The organism is Paenibacillus sp. LT-B23 (assembly GCF_059417685.1).
On the sequence record NZ_JBSQBM010000026.1, the window covers coordinates 17,168 to 41,127 of the forward strand.

General features: G+C 44.0%; 17 protein-coding genes and 1 pseudogene. 12 read left to right on the forward strand and 6 right to left on the reverse strand.

Going from position 1 to position 23,960, the window contains the following annotated elements; translation table 11 throughout:
• Nucleotides 1-74: 74 nt before the first annotated feature.
• The 3 genes from ACWXW9_RS24845 to ACWXW9_RS24855 are packed head-to-tail and all read left to right on the forward strand — an operon-like array spanning nucleotide 75 to nucleotide 7,083.
• Complete coding sequence (locus ACWXW9_RS24845; RefSeq protein WP_494931594.1) at nucleotides 75-3,425, forward strand: DUF5107 domain-containing protein; 3,351 nt, start codon at nucleotides 75-77, stop codon at nucleotides 3,423-3,425.
• Nucleotides 3,418-4,704: a cellulase-like family protein gene (locus tag ACWXW9_RS24850; RefSeq protein WP_494931595.1), complete on the forward strand. Its 1,287-nt coding sequence runs from the start codon at nucleotides 3,418-3,420 to the stop codon at nucleotides 4,702-4,704. Before ACWXW9_RS24845 ends, ACWXW9_RS24850 begins: the two co-directional genes overlap by 8 nt.
• A 21-nt stretch (nucleotides 4,705-4,725) precedes the next feature.
• Nucleotides 4,726-7,083 (forward strand): beta-galactosidase, encoded by a 2,358-nt coding sequence (locus ACWXW9_RS24855; protein ID WP_494931596.1) that lies wholly within the window; start codon nucleotides 4,726-4,728, stop codon nucleotides 7,081-7,083.
• A 113-nt stretch (nucleotides 7,084-7,196) separates the two neighbouring features.
• Here the strand turns inward: ACWXW9_RS24855 and ACWXW9_RS24860 are convergent, their stop codons facing one another.
• Nucleotides 7,197-8,180, reverse strand: a complete 984-nt coding sequence (locus ACWXW9_RS24860; protein WP_494931597.1) for a glycoside hydrolase family 5 protein — start codon at nucleotides 8,178-8,180, stop codon at nucleotides 7,197-7,199.
• Between the two features lie 436 nt (nucleotides 8,181-8,616).
• On the opposite strand from ACWXW9_RS24860, the gene ACWXW9_RS24865 reads away from it, so the two are divergent.
• The 3 genes from ACWXW9_RS24865 to ACWXW9_RS24875 all read left to right on the forward strand — a co-directional run bounded on the left by ACWXW9_RS24865 (nucleotide 8,617) and on the right by ACWXW9_RS24875 (nucleotide 12,536).
• Nucleotides 8,617-9,180: a 5' nucleotidase, NT5C type gene (locus ACWXW9_RS24865; protein ID WP_483872634.1), complete on the forward strand. Its 564-nt coding sequence runs from the start codon at nucleotides 8,617-8,619 to the stop codon at nucleotides 9,178-9,180.
• A gap of 126 nt (nucleotides 9,181-9,306) precedes the next feature.
• Nucleotides 9,307-10,101 carry a Nif3-like dinuclear metal center hexameric protein gene (locus tag ACWXW9_RS24870; RefSeq protein ID WP_494931598.1) on the forward strand — a complete coding sequence of 265 codons (795 nt, stop codon included), beginning with the start codon at nucleotides 9,307-9,309 and terminating at the stop codon, nucleotides 10,099-10,101.
• A gap of 80 nt (nucleotides 10,102-10,181) precedes the next feature.
• Nucleotides 10,182-12,536, forward strand: coding sequence for a glycoside hydrolase family 2 TIM barrel-domain containing protein (locus tag ACWXW9_RS24875; protein ID WP_494931648.1), 2,355 nt, complete (start codon nucleotides 10,182-10,184; stop codon nucleotides 12,534-12,536).
• Between the two features lie 65 nt (nucleotides 12,537-12,601).
• Here ACWXW9_RS24875 and ACWXW9_RS24880 read toward each other — a convergent pair.
• From ACWXW9_RS24880 to ACWXW9_RS24895, 4 genes and pseudogenes are all read right to left on the reverse strand, one after another.
• Nucleotides 12,602-12,816 (reverse strand): annotated as a pseudogene (locus ACWXW9_RS24880) (glycoside hydrolase family 5 protein); the annotation flags it as partial.
• 43 nt (nucleotides 12,817-12,859) lie between these two features.
• Nucleotides 12,860-14,053, reverse strand: coding sequence for a Ger(x)C family spore germination protein (locus tag ACWXW9_RS24885; protein ID WP_494931599.1), 1,194 nt, complete (start codon nucleotides 14,051-14,053; stop codon nucleotides 12,860-12,862).
• A complete protein-coding gene (locus ACWXW9_RS24890; protein ID WP_494931600.1) occupies nucleotides 14,046-15,149 on the reverse strand; it encodes a GerAB/ArcD/ProY family transporter in 1,104 nt (367 codons plus the stop codon). Before ACWXW9_RS24890 ends, ACWXW9_RS24885 begins: the two co-directional genes overlap by 8 nt.
• 24 nt (nucleotides 15,150-15,173) lie before the next feature.
• Entirely contained in the window at nucleotides 15,174-16,844 is a 1,671-nt protein-coding gene (locus tag ACWXW9_RS24895) for a spore germination protein (protein ID WP_494931601.1), read from the reverse strand.
• A 363-nt stretch (nucleotides 16,845-17,207) separates the two neighbouring features.
• On the opposite strand from ACWXW9_RS24895, the gene rpe reads away from it, so the two are divergent.
• From rpe to ACWXW9_RS24925, 6 genes are all read left to right on the forward strand, one after another.
• On the forward strand, nucleotides 17,208-17,864 hold the full coding sequence (gene rpe, locus ACWXW9_RS24900) for a ribulose-phosphate 3-epimerase (RefSeq protein ID WP_494931602.1): 657 nt from the start codon (nucleotides 17,208-17,210) through the stop codon (nucleotides 17,862-17,864).
• Between the two features lie 19 nt (nucleotides 17,865-17,883).
• Nucleotides 17,884-18,333: a ribose 5-phosphate isomerase B gene (rpiB, locus tag ACWXW9_RS24905; protein ID WP_494931603.1), complete on the forward strand. Its 450-nt coding sequence runs from the start codon at nucleotides 17,884-17,886 to the stop codon at nucleotides 18,331-18,333.
• Between the two features lie 45 nt (nucleotides 18,334-18,378).
• Nucleotides 18,379-19,338 (forward strand): DUF7916 family protein, encoded by a 960-nt coding sequence (locus ACWXW9_RS24910; RefSeq protein ID WP_494931604.1) that lies wholly within the window; start codon nucleotides 18,379-18,381, stop codon nucleotides 19,336-19,338.
• Between the two features lie 139 nt (nucleotides 19,339-19,477).
• Nucleotides 19,478-21,337 (forward strand): beta-glucoside-specific PTS transporter subunit IIABC, encoded by a 1,860-nt coding sequence (locus ACWXW9_RS24915; protein WP_494931605.1) that lies wholly within the window; start codon nucleotides 19,478-19,480, stop codon nucleotides 21,335-21,337.
• A complete protein-coding gene (locus ACWXW9_RS24920) occupies nucleotides 21,334-22,005 on the forward strand; it encodes a DUF4867 family protein (protein WP_494931606.1) in 672 nt (223 codons plus the stop codon). The genes ACWXW9_RS24915 and ACWXW9_RS24920 overlap by 4 nt, the downstream gene beginning before the upstream one ends.
• A 165-nt stretch (nucleotides 22,006-22,170) precedes the next feature.
• Nucleotides 22,171-22,956 (forward strand): MurR/RpiR family transcriptional regulator, encoded by a 786-nt coding sequence (locus tag ACWXW9_RS24925; protein ID WP_494931607.1) that lies wholly within the window; start codon nucleotides 22,171-22,173, stop codon nucleotides 22,954-22,956.
• A gap of 8 nt (nucleotides 22,957-22,964) precedes the next feature.
• Here ACWXW9_RS24925 and ACWXW9_RS24930 read toward each other — a convergent pair whose 3' ends face one another.
• Nucleotides 22,965-23,948, reverse strand: coding sequence for a Gfo/Idh/MocA family protein (locus ACWXW9_RS24930; RefSeq protein ID WP_494931608.1), 984 nt, complete (start codon nucleotides 23,946-23,948; stop codon nucleotides 22,965-22,967).
• Nucleotides 23,949-23,960: the final 12 nt, after the last annotated feature.

Below are 23,960 nucleotides of genomic sequence, written 5' to 3' on the forward strand. Positions count from 1 at the left end.
AACAGTGGATTGTCAATTGTCTGTAATGTTGCTTACTTGTAAGCTCTGAATATAAGAGCGACTACAAAGGAGTGATGGATTTGAGCATCTTCGACGCTAAGGCGGGCGTGTGGGAGGAAACCGTGCAGATCCCTACGTACGGCATTGGCAAACCCGACAAAAATCCAATGTTTCTGGAGAAACGTGTCTACCAAGGAAGTTCCGGTCGAGTGTATCCGCATCCGGTAATTGATAAAATTGAGGATGATAAAAAGCTCGAAAATTATCAGTTGGTTTTTCTGGAAAATAAATACTTGCGTATTGAGATCATGCCAGAGCTTGGAGGCCGCATTTATCGTGCGGTCGACAAGACCAACGGTTACGATTTTGTTTATTATAACAGGGTCATCAAACCAGCGCTTGTTGGCTTGTTGGGGCCGTGGATATCTGGAGGCATTGAGTTCAACTGGCCCCAGCATCACCGTCCCAACACTTACGGACCTGTTGAATACAAGTTGGAAGAACATGAGGACGGAAGTGCAACGGTATGGGTGAGCGAAATTGACCGCATGTTCGGCACTAAAGTAACCGCTGGTTTTACACTTCAACCGGATAAAGCATACCTTAAAATTGGGGTCCAGCTATACAATCGGACTGCCGAGCCACAAACGTTTCTGTGGTGGGCAAATCCAGCCGTAGCGGTACATGATCACACTCAATCTGTTTTTCCTCCGGACGTATCGGCTGTGTTCGACCATGGAAAGCGAGATGTATCCTGTTTCCCGATCGCTACAGGCACTTATTATAAAATGGATTATTCTGAAGGCGTAGATATCTCCCGATACAAAAATATTCCTGTCCCCACTTCATATATGGCCTATAAATCGGACTACAATTTCATAGGTGGTTACGACCATAGGAAGCAAGCCGGGCTTTTGCATGTGGCCAACCATCATATCTCTCCCGGAAAAAAGCAATGGACATGGGGAAATGGCGAATTCGGCCAGGCATGGGATCGGAATCTAACTGATGAAGACGGGCCCTACATCGAGTTGATGACGGGTGTATATACCGATAACCAACCAGATTTTACTTGGCTTCAGCCGTACGAAGAAAAATCATTCTCGCAGTATTTTATGCCTTATAAACATATTGGTATGGTCCAAAATGCTTCAATTGATGCAGCTGTAAGTTTGGACACTGATCGCAGCGAAGGGATAGCACAGATTGGAGTCTATGTGACTTCTCTATTTCGTAAAGCCGTCGTGGAATTAAGCAGCCGTCGGAGAATCTATATTAAAGAATCTGTAGATCTGGAACCTAGTATGGCCTTTGTACAGAAAATCGATCTCTTGGCTGAGGATGATGATGATGAACTATGCTTAACCGTCAAAGACGCGACAGGGAGGAAGCTGATTAGCTACCAGCCGAAGAAAAAGGAAGTTGAACAGATGCCTGCTGCGGCAGCCCCCCTGCCGGAACCGGAGGAATTAAGAACGAACGAAGAGTTGTATTTAGCAGGACAACACTTGGAGCAATACCGTCATGCCACCTTCGAACCCGAGGCGTATTATCTTGAGGGTCTGAAAAGAGATGAGAAAGACAGCCGCATAAATGTGGCGTATGGTACGTTGCTTCTTCGTAGAGGCTTGTATTCAGCAAGCGAAGAGTGCTTCCGTAAAGCCGTTTCGCGGGTAACCTGGCGCAACGCTAACCCATATGACGGTGAGGCCTACTATCAGCTTGGTTTGTCACTAAAACACCAAGGACGGATGGATGAAGCGTTCTCTGCATTTTATAAATCCGTATGGAGTGCGGCATGGCAAGACAGCGGGTATTTCTCACTTGCGCAGATTGCGACAGAAAAAGGGAACTATGAAGAAGCACTGGAGCTGGTGGAGCGTTCGATCATCCGAAATGCTCGCAACTACAAAGCACGCGACCTTAAGTCGGCTATTATTCGTAAGCTGGGCAACTACGAAGCGGCAATAGCTTTTTCCAAGGAAACGATCATGCTCGATATCGCCGATTTTGGAGCTTACCGTGAGCAAGCATTATCATTAGAGGCTCTCGGTTTACGATCTGATGCTAAAACGGTCTTCGAAGAGTTGAAAAAATGGATGCGTGGAAATGTACACAACTATATAGCCATAGCATCGGACTATGCGGCAGCAGGACTCTATGAGGATGCGGCACTCGTGCTGGAAGGAGCTCCAGAGCAGGCGCAAACCTACCCTATGCTGCATTACGTTCAGGCCTTCTGCTATGCTAAAATCGGCAAGCTTGAGCAGGCGAGCAGGACTCTCGCGCAGGCAGCCGATGCAGTACCCGATTACTGCTTTCCTAACAGTTTGTTTGAGTTAGACGTGTTGCAATTTGCAATTCGAACGAAACCGGGGGATGGAAAGGCCCATTATTACTTAGGCAATTTACTCTATGATAAGAAACGGCATTTGGATGCCATTGTTAGCTGGGAAATATCTCGTTCCATTGATGATACCTTCCCCGTCGTTCACCGTAATCTTGCTCTTGGATATTTTAACAAACAAGGCCAAGTAGAGAAGGCTCGCCATTCGTTAGAGCAGGCCTATGCATGCAATACATCAGACGCGCGTGTTCTTTATGAGCTTGACCAGCTTTATAAGAAGCTGAACATCAAGCCCAACGACAGATTGAACCTAATGGAGAATTATCCGGGAATCATAAAGCTTCGCGATGATCTGTTTTTGGAATATGTAACCGTTCACAATACGATGAAGCAGCATAAGATAGCGTTGTCCTTGCTGGCGGGGAGAACATTTCACCCATGGGAAGGCGGAGAGGGGAAGGTAACCGGACAGTATAGGCTGGCCAAAGTAGAGCTTGCCAAGTCCGACCTGAGGTCTGGACGGATTGAACAGGCTGTAAAAGGGCTGCGGGAGGCTTTAGTTTATCCAGAGAATCTTGGGGAAGGTAAGCTAAAGGGTTCCCAGGATAACGATATCTATTATTATTTGGGCTGCGCGTATGAGCTATTGAAATTAACAGATGAGGCAACGCTGGCCTTTTCCACGGCCTCTCAAGGACTGGAGGAACCCATCAACGCCATGTATTACAACGATCAACAGCCAGATATGATATTTTACCAAGGATTAGCCTGGAAGAAACTTGGTCATGTGAAGGAAGGCACTCGTCGATTCAACAAGCTAATTGATTACGCTGAAAGAAACTTGTTCGAACCCGTGAAAATGGATTACTTCGCGGTTTCATTACCCGACTTTCTCATTTTTGAAGATGATTTGAATATTCGTAATCAGATCCATTGTACTTATATGAAAGCACTTGGCTTGCTTGGATTAGGGCGACAGGACGAAGCTATCCTGCATTTTGAATCTGTGCTTAAGCTGGAAGCTAACCACCAAGGAGCATTGAATCATATGGACTGGGAGGGGAGCTCAAATGAGTAATTTCTTGAGAAATGTACCGCGCAAATTGACGATCACCATGTGGGACTTCTCTTGGTATACAATGACACAGGAAGGTGAGCCCTACAGCGATCTTGAAGCCCGTTTTAAAGAAGCGGTCGAAAGAGGCTACAATACGATCCGAATATGTGCTATGCCGTTCATGTTGTTTACGGCGGATGGCAAACGCCCCGGACCCTTGAAGTTTGCGAACCTTGGGGAAGTAGGTCAGCGTACGCGCTGGTATAACTGTCGCGGTGGTGCAGTGCTGGATGGGCATGCTCATTTACTTGAACTGTTTAGACAAGCAAAGGCTCATAACTGTTACATTATGTTATCCTCTTGGGAATATCAGCAGAGTCCCAGCTTCCTGGCTCATGCTGAGCTTAGAGATGAATTAGCTGCAATTCCTCCAAAGGAAAGATTTATGGCCATCGCAAGGTCGATGGATCAGTTGATTCGTTTCGCTACAGCGGAAGGCTATAGGAACCAGATTATCTATACAGAGTTGCATAACGAAGTGGAGTTTGGGCAGTTAAACGCTGTTGGAACGTCTGAAGGTATAGCAGAAACGAATGTACCAGCGCTTATTGAAGCCATGCAGCCCTACGTAGAGGAAGCTGTTGGATATCTTCGCCAATGTCATCCCGATATTATGATGACGGCCAGCTATACGTTAAATGAAGCCTACCCTAAAGCTTACGTTGCGCGCAATATGCAGGTTGCCCATTTTCATCTTTATATTAAAGGGGTGCTCAATGAGCTTATGGAAGCGGCCGGGCTTGATGATGAGTTGTCGCCGTTCCCCAATCCATTTGTACAATCCCTATTAAGAGAAGACGCTCCTCCATTTGCAGAGTGGACCCTGCCTCCGGAGCAGAATTGGCGGATGGAAGGCAATCCAGTTGGCATGAGGCTTATTTATTTGTACGACTGGGTAGATCCCGATCAATGGGATTTGTTTTTGTACGATCGGTATGGAGACCATAAAATGGCCATGTTGCAGAAGGCGGACTCCCGATTGGAAGAAATTCATGAATGGACCCGTCATTCCGGCATTCCAATTGTTATAGGAGAAGGCTATGTAGGCTACACGCCGCTGTATGCCCAATTTGAAGAAGGCCCAGTCGGTAAATTTATCGCTGAATATGTGCTGCGAAAAGGAATGGCACTTGGATTCTGGGGCATGACCCTCTGCTCCAACTGTGCTCCGCATCATCCGTTCTGGAATGATGTAGCTTGGCAGCGCAAGTGGAATCAATTTATCCTGAATTCAGATTAACGCGCGAGGGGAGTGAACTTCATGAGAAACTATAAAATTACGGTCAAAGACGATCAAAAGCATATTGTTAAAGGACATATCAAACTCGGCGGCACCCATCCAATAGGAGAGGAGATTGGATTCACCAACTATTTTATGGAAAAGGACGGAGAGCCCTTTTTCGGCATTTGTGGTGAATTCCATTATGCCCGTTATGATGAACGCTATTGGGAAGATGAAATTATTAAAATAAAAATGGGCGGCGTAAACATCATTGCAACTTATATTTTTTGGAACCTACATGAAGAAGTTGAAGGTGTTTTTAATTGGAGTGGGAACAAAAATCTTCGCCGTTTCATAGAGTTGTGCGGGAAACATCAGCTATACGTCATGATTCGGATCGGACCCTTCAATCATGGTGAAATACGAAACGGCGGTATGCCGGATTGGTTATTCGGTCGGCCATTTGAGGTTCGTTCTAATGATGAGGGGTATCTGTCCTATACGAGAAGAATGTATAACGAAATCGGTACCCAGGTTAAAGGGTTGTTATATAAGGAGGGGGGACCGATCATCGGTACCCAAATCGAAAACGAGCATAATCATTCATCTGCCCAGTGGGCCTTGACTGTAGGAATTAATGATATGTGGTTAAACAGCGGAAGTGACGGTAACTCGCATATGTTAAAACTTAAAGAAATAGCTCTGGAAGCAGGAATTGATACTCCGATCTATACGTGCACAGGATGGGGAGGAGCAACAACTCCTGTACCTGATATGCTGCCCCTATGGGGCGGATATGCCTACTGGCCATGGATTTACTACGAAGAGGGACGGATGGAGGGGATGGACGAGCATCCTGCGACACCGGAATACATTTTCCGAGACAAGCATAATAACAAGATTCCAAAGAGCTACAATTTCGAGCCCCTATACGCCCCGGAAGATTATCCGTACGCTTGCTGCGAGATGGGTGGCGGCATGGTTCAGTTTTATAAATACCGGTTTGCCTTTCCCTATCGTAGTGTTCCAGCGATGACTGTCATGAAGGTTGCAGAAGGCTGTAATCTGATCGGATACTACATGTATCATGGGGGTTCGAATCCTCGTGGTGAGGTTAACCCGTTCACAAACGATTTAGCGACACCTAAAATATCTTATGATTTCAATGCCATGATCGGCGAATTCGGCCAAGTAAGGGAATCATACAAAAGAACAAAGCTGCAGCATTATTTTTTTTCAACGTTCCAAAAGCAATTCTCCCTGACGAAGACTATTCTGCCAAGGGATACGTCCCAGATGGATCCTTACGATGTGGATACCTTGCGATATGCAGTGCGCTCCAGTGCCGGATCGGGGTACCTGTTTCTAAATAATTTTCAAGACCATGTCGAAAATGTTGACCTGCAGGATTTTAACGTAAGCATTGAGCTACCCGAGGAAACGATTGTAATCCCTAGTCAAGGGGAGCTGACGTTAGGACGTGATAGCTCCGCCATATTGCCATTTAATTTCAATCTGGATGGAATAAAGCTCAAATATGCAACGGCACAGCTGGTAACAAGGATAGAAGAGGCTGGAGAAGTATATTATTTTTTCTTTGTACCGGAGGGCATGAAAGGAACCTATGCAATGGAGTCAAAAGATATGATCAGTGCCACCATCGACAAAGGTTCGATAGAGCAATTGGACGGGAACACGATCATTAAGGTTGCTGAAGAGGAAGATAGTCTCATCCACCTGGTATCTAAAAGTGGCAAAAAAGTTACCATCTACACGATGACTGATGAACAAAGTCTTACATTTTGGAAGGTAAGCCTGCAAGGCCGGGACAGGGTCATTTTGACAAGTGCCAATGTACTTGTATCAGGGGCTGAGTTCAGGCTGGAGTTAACGGACCAGGAAATGGTAAGCCTGAGTGTATTCCCGGATTTTGACGCCTCAATCACATCCATTTCCGGCGGAGAGCTACTTGAAATAGCAGAAAGTGAATTATTTAAAACGTATCGTTTAAAGGCTCCCAAGAAAGAAATACACTTCAATTTGAAAAGGGTTAATAACGATAAATTTGCGCTTGATTTCGAAATAAATGCCTTTAACGGGATCAAGGAAGCTCTACTGCGTATTCATTATACTGGAGACATCGGTTATGCTTTCATTGATGGCGAGTTGATTCACGATAACTTCTGCAACCATACGACCTGGGAAATGGGTTTGAAACCATTTGAACATCGGCTTATCGAGCAAGGAATGTATGTGTATGTTTCCCCCATTCGAAAAGGTAAGGTTCTCAACAGCAATACGACCATGGCTGGCTGGAAAGAGACGACAGAGGAACGAATCGTGGACATCGGCTCGGTCAGCATTGTACCTGTGTATGAAATCAAAATCACCATATAACTTACAGGAAGGGTAAAAGCAGTGGAGCCCAGTGAACACTTTTAGGGGTATTAAAATATCAATAGCTCATGGTGTGATTCTCCATGAGCCTTTTTTATTTTCTTATTGTGCTTTTAGTAGATACCAGCTTTTTGCGATGTTTCTTTGATCCCATTACTTCCCTCAACTACAGTTCGGCCCCAATCAGTCAGATTACCATTAGCTTTTGTTGCAAGATCAAGATAGGAAAGATGGGAGCTATTACCATACCAGGACCAGGCTAACCAACCAACACCTTTGGATTGGCCGTATCTCATGATTTCTGTCTCGTCGACATCTGCTCCCTGATGGTAACCACCGAATTCACCAATAATCAATGGAAGTCCTTGATTCAGAACGTTATCGATATTGGTTCGAACAGTTTGAGCATCTTTACCAGCATATTCATACATATGGATGGAGAAAACCGTATTTCTCAATTGATCCGCTTCAAATACAGATTTTCCAAAATCATTGATAGACTGAGGATATTGTCCCCAACCGGCACAATCGACGATGAGCGTATTTTTGATTCCCGCATTTCTGAGCTTGGGAATCGCTTGTTTGTATCCATCAGCCCAACCGTTTCCATTCCAGGATCCATACCATTCGTTCGCAATGTTTACGATAACCCGGTCTTCCTTGCCGATCAGAGCATCTTTTATGCTAATCCAGTAATTCACAGCTGCATCCAAAGATGCGTAGTCGTCTTTGCCTGTAGCGTCATGAACTTCAAGTACAGGAATCATTTTATAACTTGTGACTAGGGAGATCATATTTTTCACGGAATTAATGTCATCCTTGGTGTATTGGTTTCCGTCAGAAAGGACAACCCGGACTGTGTTAGCACCTGTCTGGGCAATTGCCGGGATTGCTGTATAAAGATCGTCTTTGTACCAAGTGTGGGCATGATTGACGCCTCTCATAACAAATGGCTTACCAGTAGAATCGTACAATTTGGTTCCGCTTACATAAAATCCCGAAGCAGCTTGTGCCTTTGAGAAAAACCCTCCTAAGCCTATCATGATGAGTAGGCCGGCTAATGCAGATAATAATGTTTTTCTTAACAACACCTTCATTTTTATTCCTCCCTAAATATATTATTCAACTTCCTGCTATATAGAGGTGGATTATGTATGTAAGTGTGTAAATAGCAGTAAGCTAAACACAAAATTAAGCGCTTTCAATTTGGTGAAGTTATTTTTTTGTTATTCTATCACTTGTGTTTTTGTTATTCAATTTGTTTTTTCTATGTTTTTATTGCTTTATTGCTCCTGATAAGGTGGTTTACCTTAGGAATTTGTTTTAAAGTTTGTTTATTATAATAAAATTAACCTAACTAGTTTTGCTTCATGTACCTACTTTATGTAGAGAAACCTAACGTTCTACTTGGCTGATTATCTTGAAAAATGTGAGAGTCCAATGGGACAACTCATACCTAAGCTTCACCAAGATATTAAATTATAGTATGATACTCTTGTGAAAACTTTTACCAGAATGGATAGGGGCAAGCTGATGAGAAAACCAATCATTGCAGTCGATATGGACGATACTATCTGTCATCTCGTCAAACGAGCCATATACCATAACAATAGTGAATTTCCCACTCATCCGCTTCGTTATGAAGAAATGTTAGATTGGAACACCGATCATCTACGTCATCCGAAAAGCACGCTTGATGTATTTTATGGGCGACCGGGTTTGTTTGAGGAGCTTGAACTGTTTGACGAGTATGTTGTAGAAGAAATGGAGAAACTTTGCAATGCTTTTGATGTCATTATTGTGACAGCGGCAGAACCCAAGACCGTCGTGGAGAAATGGAACTGGCTTCAAAGGCATATGCCATTCATTCCGATCGAGAACTTTTTCCCATGTAAACGAAAGAACCTGATTAACTATGATCTCCTGATTGATGATGGTCCTCATAATTTAGTGCCTGCGCTAGAGGAGGGGAAAAAGGTGCTTTGTATTCCTCATCCATGGAATCTAAGAGCAAGAGAGCAATATGAGTTCCCGGTCATGACATCTTGGCAAGGAGCAAAAGAACGAATCGACTCCATTTTAGGAGTTCTGAAATAAATAATAGATACATTCGTAAAATAGCTGGCCCCCTTGGAGCTGGCTGTTTTGCTAGAAATGATAGCACTCATGATTGAGATAAAATGGTATAATTTATATACATTTTCCATGAGGAGGAATACGTGTATGACCATAACTATGGGTCAGATTGTGAAGCATCTGACAAAGGGAATAAGCACACCCAACACGACCGTGGATTTGCTTAACCCAGAGCTTGGGGATACTGAGGTACAAGCAATTGTAACCGCTTTCTGTGCGTCGCAGTATGTGATAGAACAAGCTATTTCTCTAGGCGCAAATTTTATCATAACGCATGAAGGCATTTTTTATAGCCATCGGGGGATGCAGGATTGTTTACTACATGATTCCGTTTTTTTGCAAAAATCCCGTCTGATTGCTGATTCAGGTGTAGGCATTTATCGTTTTCATGACACCATACACCATTATCAACCGGATGGAGTGATGATTGGGCTTCTTCAGGCACTTGATTGGCACACCTACGTTGTGAAACAGCAGGCGACGGCCGCCATTTTGACTATTCCAGCTATGGAAGTTAAGGAGGTCGCTGAATATATCAAAGCCAAACTTCATATTCGTTATGTACGGGGAGCTGGCGAGCTTTCCATGCCATGTGAACGAGTGGGAATCTTAGTAGGATACAGGGGGGGGGGTGAACTAGCCATTCCATTATTTCAAAATGAAAATGTGGATTTGGTCATTGCTGGTGAAGGACCAGAATGGGAAACGCCAGAATATGTGAAAGACGCTGTCTATCAAGGCCAAAGTAAAGCACTTATCATGCTCGGACATGCGGAAAGTGAAGCGCCTGGTATGAAATATCTTGCTGATGTACTTTCCGCCCAATTTCCAATGATCCCCGTACACTTTGTTGAAGATCGCCCGGTGTTTCAAATATTGTAATTGAGAACACATCTATTGTGATGATCATCCCGCACTGTTGTTATATCCGTCCATCAGTTTTATGAAATGGAGGCAAGATGATGGGAAGCAGAGTGATTATGCCACTCAACACAGACTGGAAATTTATAGAAGGAAATTACACAGGTGCCGAGAAGATGGATTATAACGATGAGCATTGGCGGGACCTTCATATCCCTCATGACTGGAGCATTGAAAAGTCCTTTGATCCACATATGCTGTATGGTGGCAATCAAGCTTATTTGCCCAGATGGTCTGTCGGATGGTACAGAAAGCATTTTAATATGAAGCCCTCCTCTCCAACACAGTACGTATACATACAATTTGGTGGTATTCACAATAACAGTGAGGTTTGGATTAATGGGCATTTTGTGGGCAAGCGGCCTTATGGATATGTTAGCTTTCAATATGATTTGACTCCATATATTCGGTGGGATGAGGATAACGTGATTGCCGTCAAAGTGGACAATACGACTCTTCCGCCTGACAGATGGTATTCAGGGGCCGGTATTTATCGTCATGTCTGGCTGATTTGCACGGATTATATTCACATAACCGAATGGGGGACTTACATCACCACACCTGAAATTTCGCCAGATGAGGCCAAGGTGAGTGCCAAAATTCAGGTTACTAATCATCATGAGCATGCCGTAGAGTGTAATATGGTGACTGAAATTCTGGACTCACAGGGACAAATAAAAGGGAAAATTGAAAATCGAGTGACTCTTTCGGGCTTCGAGACGGGCGAAATGGAGCAAAAAACGCGTGTTTTAGAACCGGAATTATGGTCACCGGACAACCCGGTGCTTTATGAAGCCCAAACGACTATCTATTGTGAAAATAAAGAGGTGGATCGTTATCGTACCCCTTTTGGTATAAGAGAAGTGATCCTTGATGCCCAAAAGGGTTTATTTCTGAATGGAAGCAGCTTGAAGTTGAAGGGAGTTTGCATTCACCATGATTTAGGCTGTCTAGGAGCTGCTTACCATGATACGGCCATGAAGAGAAGGTTACAGAAGCTGAAGGAAATGGGGTGTAACTCGATTCGTTTTGCCCATAATCCGATGGCGCCTGAATTGTTGGATCTTTGTGATCAGATGGGTTTTTTGGTAATTAATGAAGCTTTTGACAAATGGAAATCTCTTTCTTATGAGCATTTATATGATGAATGGTGGGAAAAGGACCTGGAAGCGATGCTTGTAAGAGACAGGAACCATCCCAGCGTTTTCATGTGGAGTGTGGGGAATGAAGTAGAGAACCAGGGGCAGCCGTCCATGCTCAGGATGCTGGAGCAGCTTGTTGCCTTTTGCCATGTAAAAGACCCCACCCGGCCTGTTACCTGTGCGCTTGAGCCGCATAATACACCGATCAGCCTGCGTGATGGTTCGATTCAAGCCAAGGTAGAGCATACCAAGCTGCTGGCACAACGAGTGGATGTTCTGGGGTTGAACTATCAGGAGCAGTGGTATGAGCACTATAGGGGGGCCATGCCAGATACTCTTATCCTTGGAACGGAGACTTTTCCATACTACCGTGGTAAAGATAATCGGGTTAAAGGTTATTTGCCCCTGAATCCTTGGTTTGATGTCGCTAATCACGATTATGTGATCGGTCAATTTGTTTGGAGTGGAATTGACTATCTGGGAGAAACAAGCTATCCCTCCAAAGGGTGGTCCTCGGGCCTGATCGATACTTGCGGGTTCCGCAAACCTGTGTCCTATCTCCAACAAAGTTTATGGTCAGATCAGCCTGTTGTGCACATAGCCGTATTTCACGAACATATGAAGCCGGAATACAATCCGTCATGGACGATGCACTGGAAATCCCCGCCCATGGAAGATCATTGGACATTTCCTGAATACGGTGGGAAATTGATACGGTTGGTTACCTTCACCAATTGTGAGAGCGTGGAATTGATCGTGAACGATGAATCATACGGTGTGAGGAAGCTGGCCGATTACCCTGATCATTTAATCATATGGGAGCTTCCCTATACACCTGGCAAAATCCGGGCTATTGGCAGCAATGGAAATCAAAAAGTTTGTGAGCATGAATTAACCTCTGCCGGGCTTCCTTATGCTCTAAAGTTGGAGGCCGATCGGACGGTTCTACCTGCCGATGGGCATGAGATATCCCATGTGGAAGTAACCGTCATAGACCAAGATGGAATCATTGTACCTAATCAGGAATTTGATTTAAGCTTTAAACTACATGGAGATGGTCGTATCCTTGGAATAGACAACGGCGACCTCACCAGTGATGAACCCTTCAAGGGGAACCGGAGACGAACACACAGAGGAAGGTGTCTCGTTATTGTACAATCCGGGTATCTGACGGGTGAGCTGTTGCTTCAAGTATCAGCAGATGGAGGGTTGCAGGGAGCAACCAGACTGAAAATTGAACATGAAAACAAATGACAATTCAATAACAGTGATGGCAGTGTAGCCGCTTCTGAAAAAATTCAGGAGCGGCTATTATTATTTTAGAAGATACCCGCTTTTTTCGAGGCTTCTTTGATCCCATTGGCTCCGTTAACTACAGCTTTACCCCAATCAGTCAGACTGCCATTAGGTCCTGTTACAAGATCAAGATAGGAAAGGTCGGAATTGTTACCATACCAGGATGGCTAACCAACCTATTCCTTTGGATTGGCTGTATCTCATGATCTGTCTCATCGACATCCGCTTCCTGATGGTAACTGTTTACACAATTTATTTTACAGACTCATCAAGGGAGGACTTCATTCAGCAGATGAACCTAAATCCGTAATGGATAGCTTGACATCGAAAGTAACGGGTATTTGACTGAATTTATAATCCCAATCATCCTTTACTTTTTTCCACGCTTGAGGTTTTTCAATATATAAGTGTTCGCCAAAACCGGCAACATCGACTTTATATTGCGATTGTAGCTTGTGCATAAGAGTTTTAAGCCTTTTTGTCACTTCTTTTTCAAATTTTTTCTCAGCCTCTTTCATGTTTCGTGTCTCAGTCGGGTTCACTTTCTCATCCCAGTTTTCGATTAAACGTCCTTTGGATTCAATCTTGACATGAAAGGAGATGTCGTTTCCCTTAGTCACCGTAGTCGTTATTTTGCTTTTTACCGATTTGATCTCATAGGTTATAGGCTGATTCCGATCATCATATGTTTTGATAGCTCCGCCCTCAACATCATCTTTAATCCAACTAATACTTTCCACGTCTTGTTGTTCCAAGCTACCGATCCAGTGACCGGTGTCTCCCTTAATAATGCTGGCACCTGAAAATTCAAATTCTCCTTCGGCTTCAATAATGTTTTGCAGGATATAGCTTTTTTTGGAATGCATCAACCCATCCAATTCAGACAAATTGATCCCTCTCATTAACTTGCTGGTTCTGAAATGGTTACGAATCATATACAATATATGGAAGGAAGGGACCTCGTCCTTATATTTGGTAACTAAGGTGTCAGCTGCTCGTTCCTTACTTAAGAAAACAAAACAACTAGGACGAATATCATTATCACGAAGCACAAAATCCATCAATTGCTGCATCGTCTGTTGTTTCGCCAGTTCGGTAGAAACCACGATGACCTTTAGATGGTGACCAATAATCGGGCGATCCAAACGGAGGGATAATTGCCGGAAGATTTCAAGTAAAGAATCCCCGGTGCCAGCTATATTGATATAGTTTGGCCCTTGTCCACCGGCTTGTTTCGCCACGTTTCCAAGAGACTTTTTGGGGACGATTTGCACAGTGGCAGTAATTTTATTTTTCTTGAAGTAACGGCTACCTTCCTTTTCCAGGTCCTGTTCCACTGTGCTGGGCTCACCCTTATCCAGTGACAGTCCTGTATACATGCTTAGCTCCTCTATTTCTCTGCTGCTCCAGCAACCGGCTTGAGTTACCAGAAGAATGAAGGCAAGCAGCAAAGATAGGATTTGTCGCCTATACATTTTGCTTCATTCCCTTCCTCCTGATTATAAAAATGATGGAAAGAAGTACCGGGACCAGAAAAAATAAAATGATTCCCATGTATCCGATCGCATCGCCCAAACTAAACACCTCAGTCATACGTACAGGAACCATAGTGGAGATGAAAATAAGCGGGATTAAGCCAAATACAGCATAGCGATATTGAAGGCCAAACACCTGTGAGACACCTAAGGATGCATTGAAGAAAAAACTGCAGAAATTACAAAACATTTGCATCATCCAGATTACCAGCAGCGGAAACTCAAGACGTTCAAAAAGAAACCCCGGGATTTCAAAGCTGCGCATTAAATTAATGGTGGGCCAGGTACTTGTCACAGTGGAGTCCACCGATAACCCGCCAACTACCATAACTACTGTCAAAAAGTATAATACCCAAGGGATGCTGATTCCTACTACCATGGCCTTAACGGCTTTTTCAGGGTACTGCAAGAAAGCGACCAGTGTCATGATCACTTCAAATCCAGTGAAAACAAGGACAGTCGACTTTAGCCCCTTAACTACTGGAAGAATACCGCTACTCAATACAGGACGAAGATGGTCAATTTCAAAGACCCTTAGGCTAAGGACAAAACAGATGAGCAGAAAGAAGAGACTGATCGGGAGTACAATTTGGTATAACCGCGCGATGGGATTAATGCCTCCAAAAACCAGATAACTTCCCACCCAAATAAATGGAATCACAATCGCCCAGATGGGTGTCCCTTCAAGCAAAAAATATATCGTCACTTCAGCTAAAACGCGAATCTCAAAGCCAGCGATGATGATAAAGTATATGATTAATAACAGACTTAAAAATCCTCCCGGAATGATGCCCACGATTCTTCTGGAGTATTGATACACAGTGTTTCCGGGAAATTGTTGGCTTAATTTTACCATGAGCAAGACCACGAATATGACAATACATCCGCCGAGAAGGACAGAAAGCCACGCATCAGGAGTCTTTACCGTCTCACTTACACTTCTCGGGAGTGTCAAAATCCCTGCGCCCAATACAGTATTGGTCAGGAATACTGCTGCCTGTTTGGATGTGATCTTATCATCAGAACGTCTAAACACAATCATTCCTCCTTCCTCCGGGTGTTATGATTTGCGCTTGCTTTGCTGAGTTTTCATCATAACGGGTCTTCGTTTCATCAGAGACAAAGGAGCACGGATATACGTATCCTTCCAGTCGCTTGGGCGCATAGGGGAGAAGGGAGTCACATACGGTACGCCAAAGCTCTTCAACTTCGTCAGATGGATACAAATGATCAGAAAGAACAAAACAGTACCGAACATGCCCAGAAGGGCTGCAAAGAGCATTCCGGCGAAACGCAAGAGACGCAGGGTAATGCCCGCGCTGTATGACGGTATCGAAAACGATGAAATGGCAGTAACCGAAACAACAATCACAAGGAAAGGGCTAACAATGCCCGCATTGACAGCAGCGTCGCCGATGACCAAGCCTCCCACAATGCCCATGGCAGGACCAATAGGTTTGGGCAATCGTATGCCGGCTTCCCGCAGGATTTCGATAGAGATTTCCAGAATCATAACTTCGATGACAGATGGAAAAGGGACGCCTTGACGGGTCTCGATGATGCTAACGATCAGCTTGGTTGGAATCAAGCCGGGATGAAACGATATAAAAGAGATATATAAAGCAGGACCCATAAGCGCTATAAAAGCTCCGCAAAACCGCAACACACGTAAAAGTGTCCCTGGAATCCAGCGTTCATAATAGTCCTCGGGAGATTGGAGCAGCATACTGAAGGTCACCGGAACAATAAGTGCAAAGGGAGTACCATCCAGCAGAATCGCTACTCTTCCTTCCAATAAAGCACTCATGACACGGTCGGGGCGCTCAGTGTTGTGAGCCTGCTGGAACGGACTTAAATAATTGTCTTCAATAAGTTGCTCCACATAACCCGATTCAGGTAAAAAATCCAAGTCTATTTTTGAAATTCTGTTCTTCACTTCCTGAAGAAGATCCGGATTTACAATGTCCTTGATGTACGCGATAACCAGATCTTTTTTGATTCTGCTTCCAACCTGGAATTTCTTCATTTCCAGACTTTTGTTTAATCCTTGGCGTCGAAGCATCGAAGTATTTTCACTTAATACCTCCGTAAAACCGATTCTAGGACCCCGAAGTAGTGCTTCAGAAGTTGGTTCAGTCACAGCCCGGATGGAGCCGTTAGGGGATCCCACTAACAGGGCTTCATTCATTCCATCAATTAATAATGCTGTATAACCTAAAAGGATGAATTCGTGCAGATGTTCCATATCTACAGCTTCACTGATTTGCGTAAGTGGCATCAAGCTCTCTTTGATAAAGGAACTTTTTATATGATCCGGCTGTTCATGTTGGTCGTCAAACATCAAGACCTGCAGTACCTGCTTGTTTATAAGCTCTTCATCCTGCATACCTTCTATGAAGATTAGCACGGACCGCGCCTGAAATTTCTTCACCATAAACTCACGAAAATGCACATCACTATTCTCGCCTATAGCCTCTTGGATCGACTTTAAATCGGAATCATAATTCCCTGTGATTTTGGAGCTTGGTTCATGCTCCTGTTTAGCGTGGTCTTCATTGTTCTCATCAGAAAACGGACGATCAGAAGATTGTTTGGATTTCGCTCCTTTACTGCCAACTAACGAATAAATTGAGGTATTTATATAGTAAATCCCTAACGGAACAATCAACGCGACGCCTGCTTGAAAGAGTGTGCTCCAATTCGGAATATAAGGAATTATTTTAGACCACATGATGAGGACCCTCCTAACGTTTAAATTCATTTCCCTGTGAGATTACAAGTTGTCCATAAAGTATTCCTTATTGTGGTTCTATTTACACATTAAATATGAAACGGGGATTCAAAGGCCAATGAAGTGGCGATGTGACTAAAAAACGTTTGACAAAGGTATCGGAAAATGATAATTTAATAGCGAAAAGGTAAACGTTTACCCAACTAATTCTCGATATTAATGATTAACGAGATGAATAGTTAATCTGATGAAATTCAAATCACGAATTCATTCTTATTTTTTAAGTGAGTAATCGTTATCTCAAACATTAATTACGTCATTTGAGTAATCGTTTACCTTGATTTTGGGAAAGGGTGATTTTTAATGAGTATGCTATTATGTCCTTCTATGATGTGCGCCAATTTCAGATCCTTGGAGCATGAAGTAAACGCTCTGGATGAAGCAAATGTGGATATTTATCATATCGATATTATGGACGGTAAATTTGTCCCCAACTTTGGAATGGGGCTTCAGGATTTGGAGTACATCCGCAAACAAACCCAAAAAACAGTGGATGTCCATCTGATGATTGACAACCCTTCTGTCTATATTGATTTATTTGCCGATAAGGGTGCAGATATCGTTTACTTCCATCCGGAGTCCGATATGCATCCGACGCGCACAATTGGTCAAATTGTTGGAAGAGGGGTAAAAGCAGGAATTGCCCTTAATCCGGGAACGGCTATTGCTGCGGTGGAACCTTTGCTTGGCATGGTCGACTATGTGCTGGTCATGACTGTAAATCCGGGTTTTGCAGGTCAGAAATATTTACCTTTTGTGAATGACAAGATTCAAGCACTGCAAGCATTTAAACATGAAAAGGGATTGAATTATACAATCGTGGTAGATGGAGCTATCTCCGAAGAGAAGATCAACGAATTGACACACTACGGCGTTGAAGGATTCGTTTTGGGGACATCCACTTTGTTTGGTAAAGGAGAATCCTACAGAACCATCATTAACAGATTAAAAAATATCTAATTTGGGGAGGAATAGAGCCATGAAAATTGCCATCGGGAGTGACCATGTGGCTGTAGAACTGAAAGCGATTATTTCAGCTTACGTTCGTGAGTTGGGTCATGAGGTCATAGACTATGGACCGGAAAGTTCAGAAAGAACCGATTATCCGAAGTATGGAAAAATCGTTGCAGAGGCTGTTGCCGGGCAGCAGGCTGATGCAGGTATTCTCATTTGCGGCACAGGCGTGGGCATATCCATCTCGGCCAACAAAGTAAAGGGAATTCGCGCGGTAGTATGCAGTGAGCCTTATTCGGCGCAGTTGTCCAAGCAGCATAACAACACGAATATTCTCGCGTTTGGTGCGCGTGTCGTTGGAAGCGAATTGGCAAAAATGATTGTGAAAGCGTGGCTGGAGGCTGAGTTTAAAGGAGGTCGTCATGGCGACCGCATCAAGATGATATCCGACATCGAGGAACAACATTTGTGCTGATAACCAGCCACTTATAAAACATTAATGAATATGGGGGAGATTACATTGGTAAAAAGATTAATCGCCAGCACCAAAAGCGATATTTTGAAATTTAGCGCAGCAGATTTGAAAGAGTCTATCCTGGCTTCTGAAGGACGCGTCATTATGGGACAACATCTTGTAATGATAAACACCGGTTTGGTGGATGGTGTTACCAATGCGGAAATCCAGGCTGCCTACGGCGCAGATATGGTTATGCTGAACGGCTTTGATATGATCAAGGAAGAATCCAATATTGGATTGCGTGAAATGAAGCACGGCAAGATGGCCGAGAAGCCGTATAGTCTCAAGCAAGTCAAAGAATGGGCTGGAGTTCCGCTCGGCATTTATTTTGAATGTCCAAGCCCTGATGCTCAGGTAGCGGGAGAGCAGTACGTGGAGGCCAAAGAAGGAAGAGTAGCTTCCAGAGAGAACTTCCTGCGTGCCTTGGAGATTGGAGCTGACTTTATCGTACTTGGAGGAAATCCCTCCGCAGGTACAACCTTTGAACGGATCATTGAAGCAACCAAGCTGGCAAAAGAAACACTGGGAAACAAAATCCTGATCTGTGCCGGAAAATGGGAAGACGGAACGATTGAGAAGGTGCTGGGTGATCCGCTGAGCGAGAGACCTTCCAATGAAATTATTAAGGACCTGATCGATTCTGGTGCTGACGTTATTACGTTGCCCGCACCTGGCTCCAGACATGGCATTACCGTAGAGCATGTCAGACAATGTGTAGAATTTGTCCATTCGTATAAGCCCGGAACTCTTGCTCTTTCTTTCCTGAACAGCTCGGTTGAAGGTGCTGATATTCAAACGATTGCCTGGATCGCACTCATGATGAAGCAGACGGGGGCGGATATTCATGCTATTGGAGATGGTGGCTATGCCGGAACACCTCTTCCTGAGAACGTTTACCAGCTTGCACTATCCATTAAGGGACGCAGACATACGATTAAAAGAATGGTAGGCAGAAGCCGGTAACGATTGACCCGTGTAATTTAAAGACTCTATATTCTTTTTGTACTCCTTGGAGTGCGTGTAGAGTCTTTGGATTACTACCATTCATGTAAACGTTTACTTTCGTAGAAATATGCCAAAAGAGATTAAAGGAGCGAGCAGCATGTCAAATGAACAGCTGGCAAAAGATATATTGGCGTCCGTTGGCGGAGAAGGAAATGTCTCTAGCTTGGTGCATTGTGCCACTCGGTTGAGATTTAAATTAAAAAACAGGGATCAGGCCGACAAGAACCAAACACAAAATATTCCCGGAGTTATTACAGTTGTTGAAAACGGCGGACAATATCAAGTGGTCATTGGAAATAAGGTAGGGGACGTATATAAAGACATTTTAAAGATCAGTAGCCTTGGAGATGACGACAAATTGAATGCATCCGCTGCTTCTGATGGCAACTGGTTCAACAAAACGGTGGACATTATTTCAGGTATCTTCACACCATTTTTGGGTGCACTGGCAGCTTCCGGGATTTTGAAAGGGCTTTTATTAATGCTTGTCTCGTTAGGATGGCTCACCAAAACAGGTGGTGTCTATTCGATCTGGTTCGCTGCCGCAGACAGTATCTTTTATTTCCTGCCGCTGGCGATTGCAGTCACTTCTTCGAGAAAGTTTGGAGCGAATACGTTTGTAGCGCTTGCAGTAGCGGGAGCTCTGGTATACCCGAATATTATTACTTTGTATAACGATAAAGCGGATATTACGTTCTTCAATATTCCTGTTGTTCTTATGAGTTATACTTCTTCGGTTATTCCAGTGATTATCGCGGTTTGGTTGCTATCGATTCTGGAGAAATTCCTGAACAGAGTCATTCATGATAGCGTGAAAAACTTTATAACGCCACTTATCTGTCTTATGGTCATTGTTCCCTTGACTCTGATTGCGGTTGGACCGATTGGAATATATGCGAGCTTGGGAATGGCTAAGGGCTACACTTTCTTATATAATTTGAGTCCGATTGTAGCAGGGGTCATTTTGGGTGCTGGGTGGCAGCTGCTGGTAGTTATGGGGCTGCACTGGGCGTTTATTCCTATTATGTACAATAACATCGCGGTATACGGTTATGATACCATGAAACCATTAATGGCACCTTCTAACTTTGCACAAGCAGGTGCGGCACTGGGTGTATTCCTTAAAACTAAAAATCCAAAAGTGAGAGCGATTGCAGGGCCTGCGGCGATAACTGGTTTGTTTGGCATCACGGAACCGATCATCTACGGGATTAGTATCCGCTACAAAAAACCGTTCGTATGGGCTATTATCGGGGGTGCTATCGCCGGGGCGATCACGGGTGCTTCGGGTTCCGTGGCCATTGCTCCAGGTATACCGGGCTTGGCATCCCTGCCGATTTTCTTCGGCACAGGATTCGCCGGATTCGTAATTGCCATTACAGTAGCTTATGTATTCACAGCTATTACCACGTATTTCTTTGGATTTAATGATTCCATGGAAAAAGAGATGATTGCAGTCCATGAAGAGAAGAAAGAAGCCGATACCCCGGTTCCTGCTCTGACGAACGAGAACATTTCCAGCCCGCTGACGGGTGTTGTCAAACCGTTATCCAAGATATCTGATGAAGTGTTCTCTACTGGAGCCATGGGTAAAGGCGTTGCTATTGTGCCTGAGGACGGCAAGCTGCTCTCGCCATTCAACGGAACAATAGCTAATGCCTTCCGTACAGGCCATGCGATTGGCATTGTATCGGATAGAGGAACGGAGATCCTGGTCCACATCGGTATGGACACCGTCAAATTGAAAGGACAGCATTTTAAAACGCATATCTCAGAAGGGGATCGGGTTACCAAAGGTCAACTGCTAGTCGAGTTCGATATTGAGGAGATTAAAGCGCTGGGCTATGACATGACTACACCGATTATTGTGACCAATACAGCCGAATACTCTGATGTTAAGGTGCTGGGAAACAACCGAGTGCACACGGGAGATTCATTGCTGGAGGTCAAGCTATGAATACTATGAAAAGACTAAATCAAGTCAATGGACCTCTGGTCATTCATGAGGTAATGAGTGAAGCGTTCCGCCCGTATGGGAGGCTGCTGACTCATTTCAATACGACAGAGCTTATCAAGTATGCAAAAGAAACCACTAGCGTCCCCAATCAGGGAAATCATTATGTACCCTCAGTTGCAGAACTCGAAGCCTTTGGTGTAATTCATCGGATTCAAGATGAGGTGTATGGGCAACTTCCGATTCAGGCTGGCTTTTGTGCAGGGCAGAATACAGGACTAACAGGGCTGGAATATCATCAGGGCAGCGAGGTGGTGATTGCCGCGACGGACTGTATCCACCTTGTCGGCAAAGTACAGAACATTGAAAATAATACCTATGATAGCGAAAATGTTCAGGCTTTTTTCCAGCCTAAAAACACAGTAGTTGAGCTATATTCAACGACACTTCATTATGCTCCTTGCAAGGTTGACAGTGAAGGGTATTTGACGATAGTGATCCTCCCGGCAGGAACAAATATGCCGCTTGAAACGGGAGAAGGTAGCAGGGGAAACCCATTGCTTACAAAGAAAAATAAATTTCTTATGGTTCATAGTACACAGACGGAAAAAATTGCAGCCGGGGTTCACCCCGGACTGCACGGCAAGCTGATGAATATTTTACCTGTTTGAGTCTAACGCAATAATTCATAAAACAAAGAAACCGCTTCTGGAGTATGTTGAATGGTATTTCCATTCTTCCAGAGGACGGTTTCTTTTTTAGGAAATAATCTATAAAATTTATAATGAGGAAGAGCATAGCAATTAGGTTGTTTTGCAGAAAGGAATCAGATGATCATGCTCATTCAGAAATTAAAATATGCACAAAACCTGACCACGCAAGAAAGACATATTATGGAGTACATTTTGGATCATCCCGAAATTGTATTCAAAGCGACGGCCCATGAGCTGGCCAGAATGACCTTTACCAGTTCTTCTACTATTGTTCGTTTATGCAAAAAGCTTGGCACCAAAGGATATCCAGACTTTCAGTTGCAACTGGCACTTGAATACCAGCCGAATCCTCAGAGAAACGAGCCGGAAGGAGAATCGGCGATTGAGCAAGGTAATCTGCCAGCTGCAATTGAAGCTTTACCATATCTGTATGAACAAGCACTGAGCAAGACACGCCAAATGTTGCGAGAAGATAGCCTGATAAAGATAGTACAGTGGTTGAAAAGCTCTGAGAGAATTGATATTTACGGAAGTGATAATAATTATTATCTGGCACAGCAGGCCAGTGCCAAATGGAACGAAATAGGTATCAATGCGGTAGCGCATAACAGTGCCAATTTTCATTACTTAAATAGCATCAGTCCCAATGTGCCGCCTATGTCCTTTGTCATCTCCCATACAGGGCAAAACCGAACCATGATAGAAGTAGCCAAAATATTGAGGAACAAGCACATGAGAATTGTGGCTGTTACCAGCAACAACAATTCTGCCCTAACGAAGTTCTGTGATGAAACGATTCTCACCTACGGTTACGATGAACGAATGCGTCTGTCCAAGCTGGCCACGATGGTTTCGGTGCTGTACATTTTTGACGTGTTGTATATGAGTACGATTCCTGAAGAGAGATAGGCGATAGACTACGAAAGATCTGCTCCAAATACAATATTGGCGTCTTTCCGTGCCTCTACCACGGTCTGGATCACGGAGCGACTGTAGTCAAGCAGCTCGTAGCAGCGTTTAAAATCGTTATTTTTATACAGGATATTAAAGGCCTCAAGCTCATAATAAAGAAGATTGCGGTTGGTCTGGAGGTTCAGCTCTTGCTCTGTCTCTCCAGTATACAGTAGAATCTGGCGGCAGCCGTTAGCCCCATTGACGACATGCAGGTAGCCCTTCTCTCCTTGAATCAGTACAAAATTCATGCTGTTCGTGTCTTTGCATCCCACGCATTCGGCAATAAATCCGGGATATTTCAGTACTAGAATTCCTGAAGTATCGATTCCGTTAGCATGCTTGTTGGCTGTATAGCTTACGGATTGAGGCGAGCCAAATATATTCATCACAAAATGCAGGTTATAAATATTAATGTCCGTCAGTGCGCCGCCTGAAAATTCAGGATTGAACACATTGGGCGTTTCACCGCTCAATAACTGATTGTACTTTCTGGAGTACTGGCTGTAATTGCATTGGATGAATTTGATGGTTCCCAGCTTGGACAATTGATCTTTAAGCAATTGATAATTTGGCAGATGGATTGTCGTAATGGCTTCGAATAACATCAATTTGTTTTGCTGTGCAAGTGCAATCAGAGATTCTGCCTCGTGCAGCGTTGAAGTAAATGGTTTCTCACAGATCACATGCTTGCCATGCTGAAGCGCACGATAAGCATGATCGAAATGTAAGCTGTTAGGGGAGGCGACATATACAAAAACAACATTCGGGTCAGCGAATAAAGCTTCAAGGTCCGTATAAATGGAAGGAATATTGTGTTTTTCGGCCAAGGGCTTAGCCGTTTCTTCTTTACGGGAATACATGGCAACACATGTAACGTCCTCAATCTGATTTACCGCTGATAAGAAAGCATCGACAATTGAGCCAGTGCCTATGGTTGCAATCTTCATATGAATACACCT

What these genes read in the sequence shown, in the direction of transcription:
- ACWXW9_RS24845 (WP_494931594.1), top strand. Translation starts at nt 75, where the DNA reads ATGGATTTGAGCATCTTCGACGCTAAGGCGGGCGTGTGGGAGGAAACC.
- ACWXW9_RS24850 (WP_494931595.1), top strand. Translation starts at nt 3,418, where the DNA reads ATGAGTAATTTCTTGAGAAATGTACCGCGCAAATTGACGATCACCATG.
- ACWXW9_RS24855 (WP_494931596.1), top strand. Translation starts at nt 4,726, where the DNA reads ATGAGAAACTATAAAATTACGGTCAAAGACGATCAAAAGCATATTGTT.
- ACWXW9_RS24860 (WP_494931597.1), bottom strand. Translation starts at nt 8,180, where the DNA reads ATGAAGGTGTTGTTAAGAAAAACATTATTATCTGCATTAGCCGGCCTA.
- ACWXW9_RS24865 (WP_483872634.1), top strand. Translation starts at nt 8,617, where the DNA reads ATGAGAAAACCAATCATTGCAGTCGATATGGACGATACTATCTGTCAT.
- ACWXW9_RS24870 (WP_494931598.1), top strand. Translation starts at nt 9,307, where the DNA reads ATGACCATAACTATGGGTCAGATTGTGAAGCATCTGACAAAGGGAATA.
- ACWXW9_RS24875 (WP_494931648.1), top strand. Translation starts at nt 10,182, where the DNA reads ATGGGAAGCAGAGTGATTATGCCACTCAACACAGACTGGAAATTTATA.
- ACWXW9_RS24885 (WP_494931599.1), bottom strand. Translation starts at nt 14,053, where the DNA reads ATGTATAGGCGACAAATCCTATCTTTGCTGCTTGCCTTCATTCTTCTG.
- ACWXW9_RS24895 (WP_494931601.1), bottom strand. Translation starts at nt 16,844, where the DNA reads ATGTGGTCTAAAATAATTCCTTATATTCCGAATTGGAGCACACTCTTT.
- rpe (WP_494931602.1), top strand. Translation starts at nt 17,208, where the DNA reads ATGAGTATGCTATTATGTCCTTCTATGATGTGCGCCAATTTCAGATCC.
- rpiB (WP_494931603.1), top strand. Translation starts at nt 17,884, where the DNA reads ATGAAAATTGCCATCGGGAGTGACCATGTGGCTGTAGAACTGAAAGCG.
- ACWXW9_RS24915 (WP_494931605.1), top strand. Translation starts at nt 19,478, where the DNA reads ATGTCAAATGAACAGCTGGCAAAAGATATATTGGCGTCCGTTGGCGGA.
- ACWXW9_RS24920 (WP_494931606.1), top strand. Translation starts at nt 21,334, where the DNA reads ATGAATACTATGAAAAGACTAAATCAAGTCAATGGACCTCTGGTCATT.
- ACWXW9_RS24925 (WP_494931607.1), top strand. Translation starts at nt 22,171, where the DNA reads ATGCTCATTCAGAAATTAAAATATGCACAAAACCTGACCACGCAAGAA.
- ACWXW9_RS24930 (WP_494931608.1), bottom strand. Translation starts at nt 23,948, where the DNA reads ATGAAGATTGCAACCATAGGCACTGGCTCAATTGTCGATGCTTTCTTA.